A 21,180-nucleotide genomic window follows, 5' to 3' on the forward strand; every position below is an offset into this window, starting at 1 on the left:
GGCAGGTCCGCTGCCCTCTCCCCGATGTGCGGAACGGCTGTGATCCAGTTAACATGCATTAACGGACTGCAAGGCGGCATCAAGGAGGATGTGTGGACATCAAGGGCGCAGTTGCGCTGATCTCGGGCGCGGCATCAGGCCTCGGCGCCGCTACTGCCAGGCGATTGTTCGACGCCGGAGGGTCCGTGGTGATCATGGATCTGCCGACTTCCAATGGGGCTGCCTACGCCGACGAGCTCAACTCCCGCACCCCGGGCGCAGCAGCTGGGGGCAAGGCGGTTTTCGTCCCGGCAGACGTGACCAGCCCGGAACAGGTCCAGGCCGCCGTCGACGCCGCTACAGCGCTCGGTCCCCTGAGGATCGTGGTGAACTGTGCCGGAATCGCGACTCCCGGCAAGGTCTTGGGGCGAGAAGGTGTCCTGCCTCTGGACGCCTTCAGCAAAGTCATCCAGATCAACCTCGTAGGCACCTTCAATGTCCTTCGGCTGGCAGCCGAGGCCATGGCCCGGACCGAGCCCGCCACCACCGAACTTGGCGGCAGCGAGCGCGGCGTCATCATCAACACCGCCTCCGTAGCAGCGTTCGACGGGCAGATCGGCCAGCCCGCCTATTCGGCGTCCAAGGGAGGGGTGGCAGCCATGACCCTGCCCCTTGCCCGGGAGTTCGCGCGCTCGCTGATCCGGGTGGTGACCATCGCCCCGGGCATCTTCGAAACACCCATGCTGGCCGGATTGCCCCAAGAGGCGCAGGATTCCCTCGGCCGGCAGGTCCCTCATCCTTCCCGGCTTGGACGACCCGCCGAGTATGCCAACCTCGTGGCCCACATCGTGGACAATGCGATGCTCAACGGCGAGACCATCCGGCTTGACGGTGCCATCCGAATGGCCCCCAAATGAAAGCGATGCAGTCCTAGACGATCCGGCCTGTTGGCAGCTTCTCGCCGGCCTCCACTGCGACATCTATGGAGTTGCCTCGGACGGGCATAGGGCAGGTGCCGTAGGGCGTGAAGGCGCTGGGGTAGTTGATGGCGCGGTTGAAGTCGATGATGACGCTGCCGTCCGGGCGGGGGCGGGGCACGAACACCTTGCGCCATTCGTCGGTGGTGATCCCGTTGGTCTCGTCGTGGAAGGTGACGTTGAGTGCACCCAGTTTCTCCTCCTCGGCGTGGAGCCGGACTTCGTGGGGCAGTCCGGGGACACGGAACACGATCTCGCCAACCGAACGGTGCACCCCCTCCACGAGCGGATTCGCGGTGCTGATAGGGACGTCAACCGGCTCCGGGTAGGGCTCGAACCGTCCTTCGATCACCCAGTCCGGTTTGTAGTCAAAAGTGGGCACGCCCTCGAACTCAGTCAGGACGGGGGAGGAGTTGTCGCGTGTCCTGACGGCGTACTTGCCCGCACGCATGGCGAGTTCCACTACAACCTGGGTGCCGTCGTCGCCCCCGAACTGGACCCACATGAGTGATTCCTCATCCTGAAGGGTCGCGGTAAGCGTCCCATCTACCGGCTCACCGGTTTCCACCAGCGTCAATCCGTCCGAAGCCGTTGCGGTGAGGGTCGCCGTCGTGCCGTCCGTAGACCAGAGCCCCGGCGCGAGATCCACAGTGGACGGCTCACTATCGAGCCACTGGAATGACGTCAGCGTGAGCCAGCCGTGCTCCGCGGCGAGGGCGGAATTCCTGCTGCGCCGAAAGCGCTGCCAGCGCTCCAGTTGGGCCTCAGTTGCCTGGGTTGCTGTGCTCACGGATCCTCCAAAAGCGGGTGCTGTGTCGTTGCCTTCAACTATGCACCCGGCCCGGGCATTCCCGGGAGGCGGCAGCGCCAGCTGAGACCCGCCGGTCGGACGCTATGTTCGGACACTATGTGAAACGAATTCCCGGCCCATGCGTGCTGCGGGTAACATCCCATAGGAACTAGTAATCCGGCTCACAGTATCCAGCGCAGTGTACGGGCCAATAATCAGAGGTAAGTTTTTTTCATGGTTGACACTGCACAAAACAACGGTACGGATCTCGCCGCAGAACTTCGCGCCGACGTCCGTCGCGTTTCCACGCTCCTGGGCGAATCCCTCGTCCGACAGCACGGGCCGCAACTGCTTGACCTCGTGGAGCAGGTCCGCCTCCTCACCAAGGAATCCAAGGAAGCCGCTCGCGGCGGCGCAGATGCCACGGGTCCCTGGAGCGCGCACGACGTCGTCGCCCAGGTCCGCGAGCTGCTGGCCTCCCTGCCTCTTGAGCAGGCGACCGACCTGGTCCGCGCCTTCGCGTTCTACTTCCACCTTGCCAACGCCGCTGAGCAGGTCCACCGGGTGCGCGGACTGCGGACCCGCCAGGAGAAGGATGGCTGGCTGGCCAAGGCCGTTGCCGAGATAGCGGGGCAGGCAGGCCCACACGTGCTGCAGGACGTCGTGAACGAGCTCGACGTCCGGCCGATCTTCACTGCGCACCCCACTGAGGCCTCCCGTCGCTCCGTCCTGGACAAGGTCCGCAAGCTGTCGGACGTCCTTGCCCAGCCCACTGAGGAAGGCACCGCTGCCCGGCGGCGCCAGGACCGCCAGTTGTCCGAGATCATCGACCAGATGTGGCAGACAGATGAGCTCCGCCAGGTCCGGCCCACTCCCGTGGACGAGGCCCGCAACGCCATCTACTACCTCAACAGCATCCTCACCGACGCCATGCCGGAAATGCTGACCGAGCTGTCCGAGCTGCTGGCTGAGCACGGCGTCACCCTGAATGCCGGGAATCCCCCCATCCGTTTCGGTTCGTGGATCGGCGGGGACCGCGACGGCAACCCGAACGTAACTGCGGCAGTCACCCGCGAGATCCTGCAGCTGCAGAACCAGAACGCGGTCCGGATCAGCATCGCCCTGATCGACGACCTCATCTCGGTGTTGTCCAACTCCACGTCACTGTTTGGGGCGGACCAGGAGTTGCTGGATTCGATCGACGTCGACCTCAAGAACCTTCCCGGCCTGGACAAGCGCATCCTTGAACTGAACGCACAGGAGCCGTACCGACTGAAGCTCACCTGCATCAAGGCGAAGCTGATCAACACGGGCAAGCGAGTCGCAGCGGGCAGCCAGCACGAACCTGGTCGTGATTACACTGCCACCACCGAGGTGATTTCCGAGTTGGGTTTGCTGGAGTCGTCGCTTCGCAACCACTCCGCCGGCCTGGTGGCGGACGGTGCCCTGGCCCGCGTACGCCGCGCCATCGCCTCCTTCGGCCTGCACCTGGCCACCCTGGACATCCGCGAACACGCCGATCACCACCACGACGCCGTCGGGCAGCTCGTGGATCGCCTTGGCGAACTGGGCAGGCCGTACGCGGAACTCAGCCGCGAGGAGCGCTTCGAGTTCCTCAGCGCCGAGCTTGCCTCTCGCCGTCCGCTGTCAGGCCACCCGATCAGGCTCGACGGCGCTGCTGACGGCACGTACGACGTCTTCCGCGAGATCCGGCAGGCGTTGCGCACCTACGGCCCCGACGTCGTCGAGACCTACATCATCTCGATGACCCGCGGCGCCGATGACGTCCTGGCCGCCGCAGTCCTGGCCCGTGAAGCCGGCCTGGTAAACCTGTTCGGCACCGCCCCGCACGCCAAGATCGGCTTCGCGCCGCTGCTGGAAACGGTGGAGGAACTGCGGGCTTCCGCGGAAATCGTGGACCAGTTGCTGAGCGATCCGTCCTACCGGGAACTCGTCCGGCTGCGCGGCAACGTGCAGGAAATCATGCTCGGATACTCGGACTCCAACAAGGAATCCGGTGTGATGACCAGTCAGTGGGAGATCCACAAGACCCAGCGTAAGCTGCGCGACGTCGCCGCCAAGCACGGCGTCAGCGTCCGGCTGTTCCACGGTCGTGGAGGCTCCGTTGGTCGAGGTGGGGGACCCACATACGACGCCATCATGGCGCAGCCGAACGGTGTGCTCGAAGGTGAAATCAAGTTCACCGAGCAGGGCGAAGTTATCTCGGACAAGTATTCGCTGCCGGAGCTGGCCCGGGAAAACCTGGAGCTGTCGCTGGCCGCCGTCATGCAGGGCTCTGCACTGCACCGCACGCCGCGTACCTCCGACGACGAGCGCGAACGCTACGGGCATGTCATGGAGATCATCTCCGACGCCGCATTTGCCCGCTACCGTGCATTGATTGACGATCCCGACCTGCCCGCCTACTTCCTGGCCTCGACGCCGGTGGAGCAGCTGGGCTCGCTGAACATCGGATCCCGCCCCTCCAAGCGCCCGGACTCCGGCGCCGGCCTTGGCGGCCTGCGCGCCATTCCCTGGGTGTTTGGCTGGACGCAGTCCCGTCAGATCGTGCCGGGCTGGTTCGGCGTCGGCTCCGGTTTAAAGGCGGCGCGGGAGGCCGGCAACTCCGCCCAGTTGGTGGAAATGATGGACCGCTGGCACTTCTTCCGGTCCGTGATTTCCAATGTGGAGATGACCCTGGCCAAGACCGACATGGATATTGCCGGGCACTACGTGTCCTCCCTGGTTCCGTCCGGTCTGCACCACCTGTTCCACGCGATCCGGGCCGAGTACGAGCTCACGGTTTCCGAGATCCAAAACCTCACCGGGGAATCCGTACTCCTCGACGCGCAGCCCACATTGAAGCGGTCGCTCGAGATCCGCGATCAGTACCTCGACCCCATCAGCTACCTGCAGGTGGAACTGCTCCGACGTGTTCGTGAGCAGGCGGCCAAGGCCAAGAACGGCGCGGAATCGGAGATCGACGAACGCCTGCAGCGGGCCATGCTCATCACCATCAATGGAGTGGCAGCCGGTCTGCGCAACACGGGTTAGCGATCAGTTGGGCTTAATGTCCGTGATGGTCGTGATGGTGCTTATCGGCCCCCTCAGGGGTCTCGGCGCTCCCAGCAGTACCTGCGGCCGCTGATAAGTGCTTCCAGCCGCCGTCGCTTAGGGCGTGATAGGCAACGTGAACTTCCCGTGCGGGGGCCTTGGCCGACTCTATGTCGCGCTTCTCGAGAGCTGCGGCCAGTTGCCCGGCGGCGGCCACGAACGTTTCTACGGTCTCGTGAAGGTCTTCGGGCCATGTGATGGAGGCGACGGCGGTCCCGGCGTTGCGGAGAAGCGTGGACCAGTCCGGGTTGATCGTGGGGGACGGTTTAGCGATAGATGTGGCGACGCCGTGAAAACCGACGCCGTCAATATAGGTCAGGGCGGCAATCATGCCCGCTGTCCGGACGGCCGTGTCGCTGCTTTGGTCGCTGTATGTCATTTCAGTCTCCTTTGTATTTGCGCCGCGTTCCTGCCTTCAAGAATGGTCCGCCCCGGCAGCGGACTCAAGGATTCCTGACGGCGTCGTGCGCGTTGACTACAGAGAACCGTTGGTGCAGCTTACTCTCGACGGTCTCCATGGCAGTGAGCCTTAGCTACTAGGGTTGAAGCATGCCTTCGTTCCAGACCCGGCTTAAGATCACTGGCCTTCGGCCTGGCAACCCACCCGAAGCTGTCATGTCCGCAGCAGTGGAAGCGCTTGGTACCCGCCATCACGTGGAATCAAACCAGCTGGATATTGTGGCCGGCATTCCCCAGATCTGCTTGCGCTTCATGGTGCCAGCGGGCGAATACCAAGGTGAGAACAGCGAAGCCAGGACCTCTGCCGCGATGATGCGTGACGCCGTCGAACGCGTTGCCGTGACCGGAAGCCTTTATGTTCTCCGCCGCACCCGCGGCAAGTGGGCGCCGGTTTGAGCATCGGTCTTAGCAACGCTGGCTTAAGCAAGGTCCGGTTCAGGGGAGCAGCGGTTCGCCAGGTTCGTCGATGGGGGAGCGGTTGCCGCGACGGCGGGTTGCGATAACGCCGATGCAGACGCCGATCAGTAGGCCGACACCGACGCCGATCAGCGAGCTCGCCCAGAAAGGCAACCCCGTCGCGGTGCCCGCGAAGTAGCCAAGGCCGGTCTGCAGGGATGCCCACAGGATGGCCCCCAATCCCGCACACAGGCTGAAGCCCTTGGTGGAGACACCGGCGATACCCGCCGCAGCCGATGTGGCGAGGCGTCCTCCCGGGATGAAGCGTGCCCCGATGATGGCTCCGTAGGTAGAGGAGCGGCCGAGCTTGGCAATTGCGTCATGAATGCCCCGGTGAAGGCGGCGTCCCCAGTTCCAGCGATCCAGGACATGGCTGAGGCGACGCTTAAACAATTGGAAGACCACCATGTCGCCAAGCCAGGACATCGTGGCGGCAATGACTCCGACCAGCCAGGCGCTGGCCCTGCCGTCGGCCGCCAGTGCGCCGCCCGTGATCACCACCATCTCCGAGGGCACGGGCGGGAACACGGCATCGCCGAGGACGAGCGGGATGATCCAAAAATAGATTGCGGCACCCCAGCCGTCGGCGAAGCTCATGTCCATGGGCACAAATTACCGCACTTTCCTCTCGAGGGAACCTGCCGATGGCAGACTGGCTCCATGCGGATTGAAATTGTTGAGGGCGACATCACTTCACGGCACGTGGACGCGATCGTGAATGCCGCAAACTCCTCCCTGCTCGGCGGCGGGGGAGTGGACGGCGCGATCCATCGGGCGGCGGGACCTGAACTCCTTGAGGCATGCCGCGAACTCCGGAAAACGGAACTGCCGGACGGGCTGTCGGTGGGCTCCGCCGTCGCGACCCCCGGCTTCCGACTTCCCGCACAATGGGTCATCCACACCGTGGGGCCCAACCGCCATGCGGGGCAGACCGATCCCGCGCTGCTGGCCTCCTGCTTCCGGCAGAGCCTCGGGGTAGCCAAGGATCTGGGCGCGAGGTCGCTGGCTTTTCCGGCTGTTAGCGCCGGTATCTATGGCTGGGATGCGGGCGAAGTAGCGTCCATAGCTTTCGACGCCGTGCGGCGCTTCGACGCGGAGAATCCGGACAGTGGCCCGGAGCTCGTGGAATTTGTACTGTTCGGCCAGCCGACGGTGGATATCTTCCGGGACGCGCTGGAGGCCTGACTGCTCTCAGTGGGCAGTTTGCGGAGGAGCTGCCGCCGCTCCCAGGTCCACTTTGTGGCCAAGATGCCGTCCAGCCAGGAAGTACCAATACGGCCAGGCCAGCCAGGATGCCGCCCCTAGCGCGATCCCGATCCCCATGACAGCCGTTTTCAGCCAATCTGGACTCTGGGCCGCATAGCCCGCACCTGCAATGGGCAGTCCGACCAGCAGTGCACCGCCGATGAATCGTCCCAGGCGCGAGAGCTTGCGGGGATAGCCCTCTACCTTCCGGAGTCGACCATGGACCAGGAAAAACCAAAGGGCCTGCAGGCTGATGGAGGCGATCGAGATGGAGGTCGAGGAGTTGAAGTCCAGGACCTTGAAGACCAGCAGCGCGGAGCTGGCCGCCCCGGCCGCACAGGCTGAGACCGTGATCCACTTGATCGGATCCGTCCACGGCGCGGGCGGCACCCTGCGTTGGACCTGCAGGATTACCGGAATCACCAGCACATTGAACACTGCGCCGGTGGCGTCGGTGATGGTACCGAAGACAAATGGCCCGCCGCGCGGGACCTCCACAGCGAACATGGCTCCGAGGGTGACCACTCCCACCGCACCGGTTGCGGCCGCAGCATAGGCGAACCGGGATGCCGTCCTGTCCCCGGGGATTTCGTTCAGCTGATCCATGCTGCCTCCTCAGCGCCGCAGTGCGATGGAGAACGCACCATGGACTCCCATCGTAGGCCGCCGAGGGCAATGGCGGGAGGGGCGAAAATCGGCCCATGCGGGACACTTGCGCTGCCGCTGTTCGCTGTGCGGCTAAGACCTGGCTTCGCTCAATTCGAGCCGGCTGCGATACTCAACGGGCTGGTTGCGAATGGGGTCCACAAAGCGAATTCCCCGTGCCAGCAGCTGCAGGGGTTTGGAGTAGTCGTCAGGGGCTTTGTCCAGCACCTCAGGATAAAACGCATCGTTGAGGATCCCCAGCCCCAGGGAAGCCATGTGGACTCGAAGCTGGTGGGTTTTGCCCGTGTGGGGTTCCAGTCGGTACAGCGCCCGGCGGTGAGTTGTGCCGCCGTCGTGAGTGCCGCCGTCGCCAGTGCCGCCGTCAAACGTCCTCAGCCGGTCGATGCGGGTCTCTGCGTTGGGTTCGCCGTCCACTACCTCCGCGAGGAGGTAGCTGCGCGACTTGGTCATGCGGTTGCGGACCACCGCGGGGAATTCGACGGCGTTATGGCCGGCGGCCGGCTCGGCGGCGGAGACGCACTCGTATTCCTTCTGGACCTGGCGCTTCTCGAAGAGCACCTGGTACTTGCCCCGGGTCTCGGGGTTCGTTGAGAGCAGCAGGACGCCGGCGGTCATCCGGTCCAGGCGATGCATCGGGATGAGGTCCGGCAGGTTCAGTTGGTTCCGCAGGCGGACCAAGGCGGATTCCTGGATGTAGGTACCGCCGGGTGTCGTTGGCAGGAAGTGCGGCTTGTCCACAACGAGTATGTGCTCGTCCTGATGCAGGATGCTGATCTCCACCGGCAGCCGCGTTTCCGGAGGCAGCGTGCGGTAGTACCAGATGAAGGTGTGGTCCTCGAGCCTGGTGGTCCGATTCAGGGGAATCCCGCCCTCGCCCACGATCTCCCCGGCGTCGAACCTGTCCTCGATGCCCTGCGGATCAATGTGGCCCCAACGATGCATCATGTAGTCCATCGCGGTGTCCCAACGCCCCTCGTTGGGGAGGCGCAGGCGGGTGGCGTTCACGCCGTCGCGCACTGGGAGGGGGGATTGCATCATCGGTCCATTCTACTTTGGCGTGGACCCTGCCCGCTCCGGTTCGATGGCTGCGTGCTCGACGTCGGGCAACGTCTACTGGCCAGGGAACCATCGAAACGAGCACCGACGGTAAAAATGTTCTTGACAAAAAAAATTGTCGGTACGCACAATGGAAGCATGTTGGACATCGAAGTGATCGAGGACCCGGCCGCGGCGGAAGCGTCGCTGGATCCGATCCGGACGCGCATCCTCCGCGAACTGGCTGAACCCGCTTCGGCCACGCAGCTCGCGGCTAAAGTGGGCCTGCCCCGGCAGAAGGTGAACTACCATCTCAAAGCGCTGGAAGCACACCGGCTGGTGGAACTCGTGGAGGAGCGGAAGAAGGGGAATGTCACGGAGAGGGTTGTGCGCGCGACGGCGGCCTCGTACCTAATCTCGCCGGCGGCGCTGGCCTCCGTGGCTCCGGATCCGCACCGTTTCTCGGACCGCTTCTCCGCCTTCTGGCTGCTTGCGCTGGCCTCCAGGACTGTCCAGGAGATGGGCAAGCTGATTGCAGGCTCCGCCGCCGCCAAGAAGAAGCTTGCCAGCTTCGCCATCGACGCCGACATCACCTTCCGCACTGCCGCCGACCGCGCCGCCTTCGCGGAGGAGCTCGGCGTCGCCGTAACGAGGCTCGTTGCCAAATACCACGACGGCGGAGGAGCCGGCCGCCGTCATCGGCTGATCGTGGCCCTCCATCCGGCCCTCAAAGAAGCATCACGCACCTCAAACACCTAGAAGGGGACAGAGCAATGAGCGACAACAAGGAATTCAGGATCGAATTCGACGGCGAACTGCCAGGGACGCCCGAGCGCGTATGGGAGGCCGTCACCAAGGACACGGCGGCATGGCTGTTCCCAAATGAAGGCTGGGAATCAGTCAACACCGTGGAGGAGTACCCGAACCACCTGGTGAATCGCATGGAAGGACCGGATGGCTGGTTCAACCAGTTGGAGCACGTGATCGAACCGCTTGAGGGTGGCCGGGCCCGCATCCACTACGTGCACAGCGGCATCTTCGCGGACAACTGGGACGAGCAGTACGACGGCGCGAGCAAGCACACGCAGTTTTACATGCACACATTGGGCCAGTACCTGCAGTACTTCGACGGCAAGCCCGTGCAATTCACCGACATCCAGGCACCGGCCTCGTCGCAGACGCCGGATGGCTTTATCCGGCTGAAGCGTGCTCTCGGCGTCGAGGATGCCGTGCAGGGCGAAAGGGTCGATCTGGACCTCGAAGGCGTCGGGCGTCTGTCCGGCGACATCGACTTCTCCAACGAGAACTTCCTGGGCCTGCGTACGGAGGATGCCATGTACCGCTTCTTCGGTCGCAATGCTTTCGGCGGTCCTGTGGGGATGGCGGTGCACGATTTCAGCGGCTCGGGTGATTCCGAGGCCACCGCGAAGGCCTGGTCCGGCTTCCTGGAGAAGGTCTACGCGTAGGCGGCGCACCGCGGGACCTACCATGCGGACGCGGAACGTGTCGTGCGGACGCGGAACCTGCCGCGGGACAGGGGGATGGCGTGGGGACACCCGGATCTGGGTGTCCCCACGCTGTCGCCGCGTCCCGGCGCTCGATGCGCGTCCTCACGTGGCGCCCCCGCCCCCAAACAAACGGCCCCGCCCCAGAAACAGGGCTAGGCAATAGCGGCGGGAGGTGCCTCCTTCAGGGTTCTCCGTAGCTGGGGGGATTCATCCAACTTTTCCTGTGCCGAGCGAAGGGCAAGGACAGCCTGTTCGAGCTGAGCCGGCGGCAAAGTGAACGGCACGCGCAGGTATTGTTCGAACGCTCCTCCCAATCCGAACCGTGGCCCGGCCGCCAAACGGATGCCAAATTCCGGCGCTATTACCGTCAAGGCAGTGCTGGATGGCGACGGGAGCCTGCACCAGACGGTGAGCCCTCCTCGCGGACGTTCAGGCTTCCAGTCGGGAAGGTGTTCGGCGAGGAGGCCCATCAGCGCCGCGCGTTGCCCCCGAAGAGTTTCCAGCCGATGCACCAGCGGTTCTTCGAACGAGCGCACTAGGTGCGCGGCCGCCAACTGCTCGACGGCGGGTCCGCCCAAGTCCATCGTGGTGCGGGTGGCAACCAGCCGTGTGATCATGTCCTCGCTTGCCCGGATCCAGCCAGTTCGAAGGCCGGCCCAGTGCGACTTGCTCAGCGAGCCAATGGACACGACGGCGGGGCTGAAAGCTGCCAGTGGTGACGTTGCGACGCCGTCGAGGTTCAATTCGCGCAGGGTTTCATCCACCACAAGCATGGTATCCGCGGAAGCTGCTGCCCGGACCAGGCGGCGCCGCTGAAGGTTGGACATGATTCGTCCGGTGGGATTGTGGAAGTCGGGGAGCAAGTACGCCATGGCGGGTCTTTGATGCTGCATAGTCGAGACCATTGCCTCGATGTCCCAGCCGCCGCCGTCTCCGTCCCCGACGTCGGCCTTCGCGCCTTCCGGCAACGCCACAGAAATAGGCCGACAGCGTGCAGAGCGGATGGCGTCAAGGGCGTTGGGATACGTGGGATGGTCAACCAGGACTCTCTGGTTTTGCCCGGCGATGGTGCGCAGCACGATGTTCAGCGCATGCTGCGCACCGGATGTGATCAGGATCTGCCCCGCGCTAGTAGGGACGCCGGCTGCTGTATAGCGCGCCGCGATCGCTTCGCGCAGCGTTGGGACTCCAATCGCATCGTAGCCAAAGCCGGGCAGCAGGGCGGGGAGTTCCGTCAGTGCTTCCGCGAAAGCCCGATGCACCGCTTCGCCAGCTGCCGGCAAGGAGGCGTAGGCGAGGTCCAGCACCCCATCCGGAATGGCCAGGCCCGGCATGCTCACCGGTATGCTGCGGTGCGGGATTCCAGTGCGCGCTCGGCTGCCTTGCCCGCCAACCAGGTAGCCCTGTTCGCGCAAACTCGCATAGGCCGCGGTCACAGTGGTGCGGCTGAGTCCCAGCGTTTCGGCAAGGGCCCGCTCGCTGGGCAGCGAGACGTCCAGCGGGATGCGCCCGTCCAGGACAAGCAAGCGTACGACGTCGGCCAGCTCGCGGTATGCGGGGCCGGAACCGATGTTCCACGACCTGAGAAGGCGGACTAGGGCTGTGGGATTCAAGGAGCCGGGCATAGGTCCAGTATTGCAAACTGGCTATGGATTACAAGGCCAGTTCTTTGGAAAGATCTATGGCATGTTGACTCGTCCCTTCAAGAAATCCCCGTCCCGCCCTTCAGGCCGCCCTTCGTCCAGGCTCACCCGTTCATCCAGGCTCCCTCGCCGGGTTGGGCAACTCCTGATCGGCCTCGCGATGTACGGGATCTCCCTCGCGATGTTCATCCGGGCCAGCCTGGGCCTCGATCCCTGGGACGTTTTCCATCAGGGCGTAGCCGGCCAATCAGGCTGGAGCATCGGCACTGTGGTTGTGGTGGTGAGCTTCTTGGTCCTCTTGCTCTGGATCCCGCTGCGCCAGAAGCCTGGCTTTGGCACATTGGCTAACGCAGTCCTGGTGGGCGTGTTCGCGGACCTGGGACTAGCGCTGATCCCGGCTTTCTCCCACCTGGGTGGCCAGATCGCCCTGCTCGTGGGTGCTGTCCTGCTCAACGCCATCGCGTCCGCCTGCTATATCGGTGCCCGGCTTGGCCCTGGCGCCCGCGATGGTCTTATGACCGGCCTGGCCCGTCGCACCGGTTGGTCAGTGCGCCTGTCGCGGACGCTGATCGAGGTGGTGGCCCTGGCTATTGGCTGGCTCTTGGGCGGATCCGTCGGCGTGGGAACGGTGTTGTACGCCTTGGCAATCGGACCCCTGGTGCAACTGTTGTTGCCGATGTTCCTCGTCCCAGAACATAAAGTTCCGGAAACCGCCCCGGAAACCGCCGCGGAAACCGCCGCGGAAACCGCCGCGGAAACCGCCGCGGAAACCGCCCCGGAAACCGGCCCAGAGAGCGCTAGCGTTCCGGCTCGGGCTGGCAGCTAGGACAGAAGTAGATATCTCGCTCCTCCAGTCCGGAAGCCGGGCCCAGCACTCCTCGTCGAATCGGTGTGCCGCAGCGGAGACAGGGCTGATGCTCCCGGCGGTACACCCAGTAAGAAGTTGCAGGCCGTCCAGCGGCAGGGCGTCCAAAAGCGGCAGGGCGTCCAGAAGCAGCAGTTCGCAATGAGTCGCCGCGACCCTTGCCGCGCAGACCGTCCATGATGACGTCGACGCCGACCGTCCGGCGCCGTATAGGCCCGGCATTGGCCTGAAGCAGGCGCTTGGCATTCTCCAGCACCGTTCCGAGCCCGCTTATTTCCGCTACCGGGGTAGCGGGGTGTGTCCCGGCCAGGAAGCAGACTTCGCAGCGATAGATGTTGCCGATTCCGGCAACATTTCGCTGGTCAAGCAACGCCACACCGAGGGGGACCCCCGGGGCTGCTCGGAGCCGACGTTCCGCCTCTGCCGGATCCCAGTCCGGTCCCAGCAGGTCGGGCCCGAGATAGCCCACCACCTGGTCCTCCTCTGCGGTGGGCACCACCTCGAGGACGCCCAGCGAGAACCCGACGACGTCTGCGGTCGCGGTCCGCAGTACACATCTGGCGGTGTGACCGGGCTTCCTCCACCTCCCTCGCGGAGGATAGACCTGCCAGCTGCCCTCCATCTTCAAATGTGAGTGGATGGTCAGTGCCTGCCGGGCGTTGCGGTCCGTGGCCGGACTGTCGGTGGTTGGACTGACGACCCTCATCAGGAGGTGCTTTCCCCGTGGCACTACCTCACTGACGGTCCAGCCCCCAAGGTTCAGGGTGGCGAAGCGGGGCACGCGAAAGTCGGATTCGATCAAGTCCTGCCCGGCCAGGGCCTCGTGGAGCTCGATGGCCGTCCGCCGAATGGAGTCACCCTCAGGCACGGATTCTCAGGCCCTTCGGAGTTGAGTAGGCGCCGGCCGCCGTCAGTGCGGCCGCAACCGGAGTTTCCAGGAGGTCATGGCCGTTGACCTTCTCCATAAATAGCTTGTCAATGGCCCCGCGCTTAACGACATCAACCAGCGCCGCCGCTGCGGCGGAAAGCACCTGCTCATCTTCGCTGAAAGCAAGGAGTGTCTTGCCGCCGCGTTCCACGTAAAGCACCAGGGCGCCGTCGACCATCACCACCAGCGCGCCCGCCTTCCGCCCGGGGCGATGTCCTGAACCGGCCTCTGCAGACAGTGCCAGCCAAGGGAGCGCGGCGCCATAGGGGTTCGCGGGGTCAGTGGCCGCCAGGGCAAGCGCCATGGGCTCTGCCTTGTCCGGCTGGACATCTTCGGTGAAGGAGCGGAGCCTGTCCACCGTGGCTGGAACGGCAAATTGTGCAGCCCCGAGATGCTCGATGAAATAGCCTCGGCGGCAGCGGCCCGCTTCCTCGAGCCTGGCCAAGACCTTGTACATGAGTCCGAAGCCGCCCACGATGTTTTCGGCCATCACGGATCCGCGGGTGACCACGCCATAACGGTCGAGCAGGAGTTCGGCGGTGCCCCGGGCGTGGACGGTGGCATCCAGTTCGGGAACCGGCAGCGCAGACCAGCGGCCGACGGCGAGGGGCGGGGTGGCCGGTGCGGCTGATGCGGACCCATAACGTCCGCCGCCCAACCCCGGTGAACCCAACCCCGGTGAACCCAACCCCGGTGAACCCAAACCCGGTGAACCCAAGCCAGGGGAGCCCATGAGCCCGGTGCCATGGGAACGGCCAAGCCTGCTCATGCGCAGCGATCTCGCCCGGGGCGGCCTTGCCACCTGCCGGTGCGCCGTCTTGCCGCCCGCGATCAACGCCCGGACGGGGGCAAAGGTGTCGCCCGTGATCCGGCCTGCCCATGCCAGGTCCCAGAGGGCGGCAACGACGGCTTCGTCACTCAACACGGTGTCCATTCCTCCGGCGACCTCGGTCAGTTGCCGGAAGAAGTATGCCCCTCCGCCCGTCTGCAGGAAATCGAGAAGCCGTTGCTCTGCATCGCCAGGTTCGAAGCCGGGCACAGGGTTCAGGGTCAGTTCCGCCGCTTCGGCCACATGGAGGCTGATCCATCCGTCGTTTCCTGGAAGGGAGCCGCAACCGGACCAGAGGATCTCACCGGCGGCCATTAGTTCATCGAGCATGGCCGGCTGGTAATCCGACACCCGGCTCGCGAGCACCAAGGGCTCCCACGCCGACGCTGGCACAGGAACTCCGGACAATTGGTCGACGACGGTCATGATGCCGTCGAGGCCACGCAGGCTTGAACTCCGCCGGGAACCCGGCCTGGTGACGTTTTGCCACGCGGGGAGGAAGCGTGCGTACGCTGTCGCGTCTACAGGTTCTACCTCGGCACGCAGGGCAGCGAGGGAACGCCGCCTGAGCTTGCGAAGCACCTCGGAATCGCACCACTCTGGGGCCGGCGGGGCACCAGCCGCCGCCATCGGAGTCTCATTGGTGGCGTGCGAAGGGTCGTCCAGGGCAACGGAGCCCGCGAGCGAAGCATCTGACGGCAGGGCGGGGGCGGGGCTACTGGCCGGATGGGGACGGAACTCGCCTTCCACGACGCGTCCGTCGGTGGCGAGCCTCCTAAGCGCCGTCGCCACGACTGCAACTCCCAATCCCAGGCGGGCTGCTGCCTCCGCGGACGTGAACGGACCATGGGTCCGCGCATAGCGGGAAACGAGGTCCCCCAGCGGGTCTGCCACGGGCTCAATGAAGGCCAGCGGAATGCCCATGGGAAGAGGCACGCCGATGGCATCGCGCAGCCTCGCCGCATCCTCCACGGCGGCGTAACGTTCGACGCCGGCGATGTTCACCTTGAGCGCACGGTTGGCCTTCTGCAGGGTGGAGAGGTGCCCGGCGGCCTCGGCCACTGATGCCGGGGGTTCCCCGTCGGCAGGCTGCGTTTCGACGGGCTGGCCGACCAACGCTTCGGCAGGCTGCAGCCGGGCGGCCACTTCTTCCGGAGTGAGCGGGCCCAAGAGCCGCAGCAGGTCTGCGACCCCCTCCATTCCCTTGAGGCGCCGGTCCGGTGCCAGTCGCTGGAGTTCGAGTTCCGTGGTTTCGATGACCTTGGCGTCGAGGAGTTCCCGCAGCTCCACTCGGCCCAGGAGCTCGTTGAGCAGGGTTGAATCCAGCGCCAGGGCCGCGGCCCGGCGTTCCGCCAGCGGGGAATCTCCCTCGTACAGGTACTGGGCAACGTAGCCGAACAACAGTGACTTGGCGAAGGGGGAGGGCTGTTGTGTCGTGGTCTGCACGATCCGCAGTTCGCGCCGCTCAACAGCGGAGGCAATCTCCTTCAGGGCGGGGAGGTCATAGACGTCCTGCAGGCATTCGCGGACCGTTTCCAACACTATGGGGAACGACGGGTACTTCTTCGCTACGTCCAGCAACTGGGCCGAACGCTGCCGCTGTTGCCACAAGGGCTGCCGCTTTGCAGGGTTCTGCCGCGGCAGCAGCAGGGCCCTTGCAGCGCACTCGCGGAACCTTGAGGCGAACAGTGCGCTGCCGCCCACCTCTGACGTCACGATCTGTTCCAGTTCCTCGGGTTCGAACAGGAAGAGCTCTGCCCCCGGCGGCTCGTCCTCCATCATGGGCACCCGCAGCACAATGCCGTCGTCGGCCGCCATGGCAGAGCCGTCCAGCCCGTAGCGCTGGTGCAGCCGCTGCCCGACGGCGAGAGCCCATGGTGCGTGGACGGGCATTCCGAAGGGGCTGTGCAGGACCACCCGCCAGTCTCCGAGCTCGTCATGGAAGCGTTCGACGACGAGGGTCTGGTCGCTGGGCACCACCTCTGTTGCCTGCTTTTGCTCGCCGAGGTACTGCAGCAGGTTTCCTGCCGCGAAGTCGTCGAGGCCGCTCGCCTTGCAACGCTCCATAGCTGGTGCCGGATCCGATACGGACAGCTCGCGGACGAAGGCTCCCAGTGCGCGTCCCAGGTCGACGGGACGTCCCAGGGAGTCCCCCTTCCAGAAGGGGAGCTTGCCTGGCTGGCCGAAGGCGGGGGAGACCAGGACACGGTCGTGAGTGATGTCCTCGATCTTCCAGCTGGTGGCGCCGAGCGCGAAAATATCGCCGACGCGTGATTCGTAAACCATTTCCTCGTCGAGCTCGCCAACCCTGCGCCCGCCCTTGGCCGACCGGGAACTGGAGCCCGGCGCCGGACCGCCGGCACCCTCTGAGGCCCCTGAGGACGGGCTGGCTGAGCCTTCAACCTCCGTGCCAATGATGTAGACGCCGAAGAGTCCGCGATCCGGAATGGTGCCGCCGGATGTCACAGCCAGCCGTTGCGCCCCGGGCCGGCCTTCTATGGTTCCGGCATCGCGGTCCCAGATGATGCGCGGCCGCAGTTCGGCGAACTCGTCGGAGGGGTACCGGCCTGCGAGGAGGTCAAGCGTGGCCTCGAACGCCGAGCGCGGGAGGGTGGCAAACGGCGCTGAACGGCGGACCGTGCTGAACCACTCTTCGACGTCGATGCTTCCCAGGGCCGTGGCCGCGACAGTCTGCTGGGCCAGGATGTCCAGGGGATTGGCAGGGATGTGGAGCCGCTCTATCTTTCCGCCCAACATCCGTTCGACGGTGATGGTGGTGTGGACGAGATCCGCCCTGTGCTTGGGGAAGAGTACACCTTCGGAGATCTCGCCGACCTGGTGCCCGGCCCGACCGACGCGCTGGAGTCCGCTTGCCACCGACGGCGGAGACTCCACCTGGACAACGAGGTCCACCGCGCCCATGTCGATGCCGAGCTCCAGGGACGACGTCGCCACGACGCACCGCAGCCTCCCGGACTTCAAGTCGTCCTCGATCATGGCCCGCTGGTCCTTGGATACAGAGCCGTGATGGGCTCGTGCCAGGATCGGCTCAGCACCGCTGGTGCTCCCCGCCTGCGCCATCATGCGCGCCGGCGTTGCCGTGGAAACGGGTACGCCGCTGGACGCGGGCACCGGCGAAGAAGCGGGATTTTCAGACCACACATCGGCGCCCACCGCCACCAATTGGCGCTCCGCATGGATCTCGTTGAGCCGCGCCGTCAGGCGCTCGGCCAGGCGCCTTGAATTGGCGAAAACGATAGTGGATTGCTTGGAGAGGACGAGGTCGACGATCTTCTCTTCCACATGGGGCCAAATGGATGCCTGGGGCTGCAGTCCGGACGCAGGCCCGGAGTCGAAGGCCCCCGAGGCACCTTGGAGATCCGCCATGTCCTCCACAGGAACCGTGACCGTGAGGTTCCAGTTCTTGCTGGCCGGGGGTGCAACGATTTCCACTGGGGCGGAACCGGCGAGGAACTGGGCCACAAGCTCTCGCGGCTCCACGGTCGCAGACAGTCCGATTCTCTGCGCGGGCTTGGGCAGCAGGGCATCCAGTCGCTCCAATGACACCGCGAGGTGGGCGCCGCGTTTGGTGCCGGCGACTGCATGGACCTCATCCACGATAACAGTCTCAACCTCGCTTAGGGTTTCCCGTGCTCGCGACGTGAGCATCAGGAACAGCGACTCGGGCGTGGTGATGAGGATGTCGGGTGGGTGACTGAGCAGCGCGCGGCGGTCGGCCGCCGTCGTATCTCCGGACCGGACGCCCACCGTGATCAGCGGCGCGGGAAGTTCCAGGCGCTTGGCGGTCTGGGTGATGCCGATGAGCGGTGCGCGGAGGTTGCGTTCAACATCAACGCCTAGGGCCTTGAGCGGGGAGATATACACGACCCGAGTCTTGCGCTTGGGAGCCCTGGCCCGGCCTCGCGCAGGTGCGTTCAGTTCAGGCAGGGGTTCGGCGGCAGGGGTTTTAGATAGCAACCGGTCCAAGGCCCAGAGGAAGGCGGCCAGGGTCTTGCCAGAGCCGGTGGGCGCAACAACCAGGGCGTGGGAGCCGGAAGAAATGGCGTTCCAGGCGCCGTCCTGCGCGGGAGTCGGCGCGTTGAAAGCGCCCAGGAACCATTCCCGGGTGGCCTGGCTGAAGCGGTCCATGGAGCCGCTGGATGGCAGCTTTCCCTGCATGCCTCAATCATGCCCCATGCCTCTGACAGTATTTAGACGTGTGGGAAAAGCAGCTGCAGGGGGAGTAGCAGCTTAGGCCGTCTGGAAAGGGCTCACGGCGAGCAGGCTGATGTCCGCGTTAGTGCAGGCCCTCGTTTCCTGGGCTATGAACAAAGAAGCTGTTTCTTCCGGCGGATAGATCCGGAAGCCCATGGCCGGAGCCTGGCTACACTCGGGGATGTTTCCGGGCTGCACGTAGCGCAATACCGCGGTTCCGGACTGGCCCGGCGCCAGGACAACGTCGACCACGGACGTTACGTTGTCGCGGGAAGCGGCCAGCCCGATGGGCTCACCATCGGGAGCGTGTGTCAGTGACACTCCGGGGAATCCCTTAAGAAGGCATGTTGCGCCGCCGGTGTTGGTCAGGACGAGCTTCATGTAGACGCTCCCGGCCGCGCCGCCTCCCTTGTCGGAGTCCATTCGTGCCTCCAGGCTGTCGGCCTTGCAGCGCGGGGTGCCGGCAGCCGCGATGGACTCGGATGGCACCGCGGCAGGGCTCGAAGGCGTGGGTGAAGCCGGCGTGGTTGAAGACGTGGATGAATCGGAAGTCGCCGTACCGGCGGGAGAACCCTGCCCTTGCGGCTGTCCCTGGCCGCAGGCGGAGAGCAGCAGGACGCAAGCTGCCACTGCAGTAAGCAACAAACTCTTCTTTTTGCGGTGAGGGCTCATGCCCCCAGAATTACGTTCGAGTCGGCGCCAGTCAACGCGCCACGGCGGGCGGGGCGGATTGACGCCCGGATTGTGATGTTCCGGGCGTCAAAACCGCCAGCCCTCATTCTGCCCAGAGACGCGGCTAGCCAGTGCTAGGTGGCCGATTTGGCCGTACGAGCTGTCCGGCCGCGGAGCAGCGCTGCGCCACCAAGACCGAGTCCGGCAACGCCGGCTGCCAGTCCTGTCCAACTGCGTACGTTGGCCCCGCCGTCGTTGCCGGTCCCGCTGTTGCCGGCCCCGCCGTCGTTGTTTACGGATGTTGCCTGCGTCGTGTCGACGGCGGCAGCGCCATGGGCATGTCCGTCGCCCGCTGCTGCCGTGACGGCGATGGAGGGAGCCGGCGACTCCAGCGAATCCTGGTTCTGGCCTTCCTCCGGGATCTCAGCCCAGTCGGTCTGGCCCTGCTCGCAGTTCTGCAGTGTAGGGAAGTAAAGGGTCTTCCCGGCAGTGTCTGGCAGTTTCACTGACAGCACCAGGGCGTCCCGCATGTGTGGATCGAGGGGCGCTTTGGCCGTGTAGACGATCTGCCCGGTGCGCTTGGTGATGGTAGTGCCGTCCGCGAGCTTCCGGGGCTCGGGGAGCACCTGCACAACCTTTTCTACATTCCAGTTGGGGTTGACGGTGGGCGTTGCATCGTTGAGCTCCTGGGGCAGCGTGATGGTCACCTTGGTGGTTCCGGAGTCGGTGCAGCCGTGCGGTATGCCGAAGGTCAGGAGGGCATAGGAATTGGCTTCGGTCTTGTTCGGATCGACGGACACATGCGCCGACGCCGCGGGTATACCGCCCAGCATGAGGATGGCCGTTCCCCCGGCCAGGGAAGCGGCGGTGAGGGTACGACGAAGCAGGGACGTGTTCATGGAAGATGGCCTTTCGAGCACGCAGAGGGCGTGCGAGGGGTAGGGAGGGTATGCCCGTCACGCGTAAAATTTGCGCGCCAATGAAAAGGGCGATTGCAGGCTGGCGCCGGGCGGAGTCAGAAATGGACTGAGTCAGAAAAGTATTGAGTCGGAAAAGTACTGAGTCAGAAAAGTACTGAGTCAGAAATTACGACGGCGGCAGGCGGGCCGCGCCTGCTGTCTTGCCTGAGGTTCCGCCCCGGGCGGGGAATGAAACCTGACGGTGCGCCGAAGGGCGCAACACAGGTGCCGGCGTCGGGCAGGACCCTTACGACATGCGGAAGCTGCACGAGGGGCCGCAGCCATGCGGCCAGCTGCCAGAGTGACTGTTCACCCTTGGCCAGCACAACGGCCGCGAGCAGGGTGGCCAGGATGTGGCCCGCGAGCATGGCGGCATCGGCGATGGTGACAGGCGCGTGCGCGTGGGCGGAAGCACCGACGTCGGCGGCCATCACCACACGCGACGAATAGCTGTGGTGACCCGTGGTCCCGGCCGCTGGAGGGACCGCCTGTCCCAGAGCCGTAAATGCCTCGTGGAGGAGGAGCTGCCCCCCGCCTAGGAGCGTAGCCATGGCTGGAAGACCTAGCTTAATGCGTGTTGCCAGCGTGGTCCCGAGCGCGGTGAGGGCCACCACGGCCAGAAGGATTGGGGGAGCCGGCAGTGTGCCGCCACCCAAGACGTGGGCTCCGCCCGCAAGGGACACAATGGCGGTGGCGAGGGCGGCGGAACGCAGCGCCTGGAAGGGTGTGTTGCGTTGCGGCGCGCGCATGTCATCCCCTTCGGCAGTTGATTGGCGGGGCCGTCTCCTCCCTGGGGGAGTCGGCCCCGTAATCCTACCGGTGGTTCGTCGCGGACCCGCC

General features: G+C 65.1%; 18 protein-coding genes. 7 read left to right on the forward strand and 11 right to left on the reverse strand.

Annotated elements, in window-relative coordinates; translation table 11 throughout:
* Nucleotides 1–92: 92 nt before the first annotated feature.
* Nucleotides 93–896, forward strand: a complete 804-nt coding sequence (locus J7E82_RS17655; protein WP_214864985.1) for a 3-hydroxyacyl-CoA dehydrogenase — start codon at nt 93–95, stop codon at nt 894–896.
* A gap of 13 nt (nt 897–909) precedes the next feature.
* On the opposite strand, the gene J7E82_RS17660 is transcribed toward J7E82_RS17655, so the two are convergent.
* Entirely contained in the window at nt 910–1,746 is an 837-nt protein-coding gene (locus J7E82_RS17660) for a DUF1684 domain-containing protein (RefSeq protein WP_214864987.1), read from the reverse strand.
* 234 nt (nt 1,747–1,980) lie between these two features.
* Here J7E82_RS17660 and ppc point away from each other — a divergent pair, with 234 nt between their 5' ends.
* Nucleotides 1,981–4,800 (forward strand): phosphoenolpyruvate carboxylase, encoded by a 2,820-nt coding sequence (gene ppc / locus J7E82_RS17665; RefSeq protein ID WP_214864989.1) that lies wholly within the window; start codon nt 1,981–1,983, stop codon nt 4,798–4,800.
* A gap of 13 nt (nt 4,801–4,813) precedes the next feature.
* Here the strand turns inward: ppc and J7E82_RS17670 are convergent, their stop codons facing one another.
* Complete coding sequence (locus J7E82_RS17670) at nt 4,814–5,239, reverse strand: hypothetical protein (protein ID WP_214864991.1); 426 nt, start codon at nt 5,237–5,239, stop codon at nt 4,814–4,816.
* Nucleotides 5,240–5,409: 170 nt separating this feature from the next.
* On the opposite strand from J7E82_RS17670, the gene J7E82_RS17675 reads away from it, so the two are divergent.
* A complete protein-coding gene (locus J7E82_RS17675; RefSeq protein WP_214864993.1) occupies nt 5,410–5,715 on the forward strand; it encodes a hypothetical protein in 306 nt (101 codons plus the stop codon).
* A 39-nt stretch (nt 5,716–5,754) separates the two neighbouring features.
* Here J7E82_RS17675 and J7E82_RS17680 read toward each other — a convergent pair whose 3' ends face one another.
* Nucleotides 5,755–6,378 carry a DedA family protein gene (locus J7E82_RS17680; RefSeq protein WP_214864995.1) on the reverse strand — a complete coding sequence of 208 codons (624 nt, stop codon included), beginning with the start codon at nt 6,376–6,378 and terminating at the stop codon, nt 5,755–5,757.
* A 57-nt stretch (nt 6,379–6,435) separates the two neighbouring features.
* Between J7E82_RS17680 and J7E82_RS17685 the strand changes: the two genes are divergently transcribed.
* On the forward strand, nt 6,436–6,960 hold the full coding sequence (locus J7E82_RS17685; RefSeq protein WP_214864997.1) for an O-acetyl-ADP-ribose deacetylase: 525 nt from the start codon (nt 6,436–6,438) through the stop codon (nt 6,958–6,960).
* Nucleotides 6,961–6,966: 6 nt separating this feature from the next.
* On the opposite strand, the gene J7E82_RS17690 is transcribed toward J7E82_RS17685, so the two are convergent.
* On the reverse strand, nt 6,967–7,626 hold the full coding sequence (locus J7E82_RS17690) for a hypothetical protein (RefSeq protein ID WP_214864999.1): 660 nt from the start codon (nt 7,624–7,626) through the stop codon (nt 6,967–6,969).
* 132 nt (nt 7,627–7,758) lie between these two features.
* Nucleotides 7,759–8,721: an RluA family pseudouridine synthase gene (locus J7E82_RS17695; protein ID WP_214865034.1), complete on the reverse strand. Its 963-nt coding sequence runs from the start codon at nt 8,719–8,721 to the stop codon at nt 7,759–7,761.
* A 159-nt stretch (nt 8,722–8,880) separates the two neighbouring features.
* On the opposite strand from J7E82_RS17695, the gene J7E82_RS17700 reads away from it, so the two are divergent.
* Both J7E82_RS17700 and J7E82_RS17705 read left to right on the forward strand, forming a co-directional pair.
* Nucleotides 8,881–9,480 (forward strand): helix-turn-helix domain-containing protein, encoded by a 600-nt coding sequence (locus tag J7E82_RS17700; protein ID WP_214865001.1) that lies wholly within the window; start codon nt 8,881–8,883, stop codon nt 9,478–9,480.
* 14 nt (nt 9,481–9,494) lie between these two features.
* Nucleotides 9,495–10,187, forward strand: coding sequence for an SRPBCC domain-containing protein (locus J7E82_RS17705; RefSeq protein ID WP_214865003.1), 693 nt, complete (start codon nt 9,495–9,497; stop codon nt 10,185–10,187).
* A 194-nt stretch (nt 10,188–10,381) separates the two neighbouring features.
* On the opposite strand, the gene J7E82_RS17710 is transcribed toward J7E82_RS17705, so the two are convergent.
* Nucleotides 10,382–11,854, reverse strand: a complete 1,473-nt coding sequence (locus J7E82_RS17710; protein ID WP_214865005.1) for a PLP-dependent aminotransferase family protein — start codon at nt 11,852–11,854, stop codon at nt 10,382–10,384.
* A gap of 178 nt (nt 11,855–12,032) precedes the next feature.
* Between J7E82_RS17710 and J7E82_RS17715 the strand changes: the two genes are divergently transcribed.
* A complete protein-coding gene (locus J7E82_RS17715; protein WP_251042077.1) occupies nt 12,033–12,698 on the forward strand; it encodes a YitT family protein in 666 nt (221 codons plus the stop codon).
* Here the strand turns inward: J7E82_RS17715 and J7E82_RS17720 are convergent.
* From J7E82_RS17720 to J7E82_RS17740, 5 genes are all read right to left on the reverse strand, one after another.
* Nucleotides 12,670–13,605, reverse strand: coding sequence for an Fpg/Nei family DNA glycosylase (locus tag J7E82_RS17720; RefSeq protein ID WP_214865007.1), 936 nt, complete (start codon nt 13,603–13,605; stop codon nt 12,670–12,672). The genes J7E82_RS17715 and J7E82_RS17720 overlap by 29 nt on opposite strands.
* Nucleotides 13,598–18,673 carry an ATP-dependent helicase gene (locus J7E82_RS17725; protein ID WP_214865009.1) on the reverse strand — a complete coding sequence of 1,692 codons (5,076 nt, stop codon included), beginning with the start codon at nt 18,671–18,673 and terminating at the stop codon, nt 13,598–13,600. Before J7E82_RS17725 ends, J7E82_RS17720 begins: the two co-directional genes overlap by 8 nt.
* Nucleotides 18,674–18,745: 72 nt before the next feature.
* A complete protein-coding gene (locus tag J7E82_RS17730) occupies nt 18,746–19,351 on the reverse strand; it encodes a DUF4232 domain-containing protein (RefSeq protein ID WP_251042072.1) in 606 nt (201 codons plus the stop codon).
* A gap of 164 nt (nt 19,352–19,515) precedes the next feature.
* Nucleotides 19,516–20,280 (reverse strand): YcnI family protein, encoded by a 765-nt coding sequence (locus J7E82_RS17735; RefSeq protein ID WP_214865013.1) that lies wholly within the window; start codon nt 20,278–20,280, stop codon nt 19,516–19,518.
* A gap of 164 nt (nt 20,281–20,444) precedes the next feature.
* Nucleotides 20,445–21,089: a hypothetical protein gene (locus J7E82_RS17740; RefSeq protein ID WP_214865015.1), complete on the reverse strand. Its 645-nt coding sequence runs from the start codon at nt 21,087–21,089 to the stop codon at nt 20,445–20,447.
* Nucleotides 21,090–21,180 lie beyond the last annotated feature (91 nt).

It is taken from the genome of Arthrobacter sp. ISL-30 (assembly GCF_018613855.1).
GTDB lineage: Bacteria > Actinomycetota > Actinomycetes > Actinomycetales > Micrococcaceae > Arthrobacter.

Bases quoted from the DNA above. Each gene is read 5' to 3' on its own strand.
- ppc (WP_214864989.1), top strand. From the start codon at position 1,981: ATGGTTGACACTGCACAAAACAACGGTACGGATCTCGCCGCAGAACTT.
- J7E82_RS17670 (WP_214864991.1), bottom strand. From the start codon at position 5,239: ATGACATACAGCGACCAAAGCAGCGACACGGCCGTCCGGACAGCGGGC.
- J7E82_RS17675 (WP_214864993.1), top strand. From the start codon at position 5,410: ATGCCTTCGTTCCAGACCCGGCTTAAGATCACTGGCCTTCGGCCTGGC.
- J7E82_RS17680 (WP_214864995.1), bottom strand. From the start codon at position 6,378: ATGGACATGAGCTTCGCCGACGGCTGGGGTGCCGCAATCTATTTTTGG.
- J7E82_RS17685 (WP_214864997.1), top strand. From the start codon at position 6,436: ATGCGGATTGAAATTGTTGAGGGCGACATCACTTCACGGCACGTGGAC.
- J7E82_RS17690 (WP_214864999.1), bottom strand. From the start codon at position 7,626: ATGGATCAGCTGAACGAAATCCCCGGGGACAGGACGGCATCCCGGTTC.
- J7E82_RS17695 (WP_214865034.1), bottom strand. From the start codon at position 8,721: ATGCAATCCCCCCTCCCAGTGCGCGACGGCGTGAACGCCACCCGCCTG.
- J7E82_RS17700 (WP_214865001.1), top strand. From the start codon at position 8,881: ATGTTGGACATCGAAGTGATCGAGGACCCGGCCGCGGCGGAAGCGTCG.
- J7E82_RS17705 (WP_214865003.1), top strand. From the start codon at position 9,495: ATGAGCGACAACAAGGAATTCAGGATCGAATTCGACGGCGAACTGCCA.
- J7E82_RS17710 (WP_214865005.1), bottom strand. From the start codon at position 11,854: ATGCCCGGCTCCTTGAATCCCACAGCCCTAGTCCGCCTTCTCAGGTCG.
- J7E82_RS17715 (WP_251042077.1), top strand. From the start codon at position 12,033: ATGTACGGGATCTCCCTCGCGATGTTCATCCGGGCCAGCCTGGGCCTC.
- J7E82_RS17725 (WP_214865009.1), bottom strand. From the start codon at position 18,673: ATGCAGGGAAAGCTGCCATCCAGCGGCTCCATGGACCGCTTCAGCCAG.
- J7E82_RS17735 (WP_214865013.1), bottom strand. From the start codon at position 20,280: ATGAACACGTCCCTGCTTCGTCGTACCCTCACCGCCGCTTCCCTGGCC.
- J7E82_RS17740 (WP_214865015.1), bottom strand. From the start codon at position 21,089: ATGCGCGCGCCGCAACGCAACACACCCTTCCAGGCGCTGCGTTCCGCC.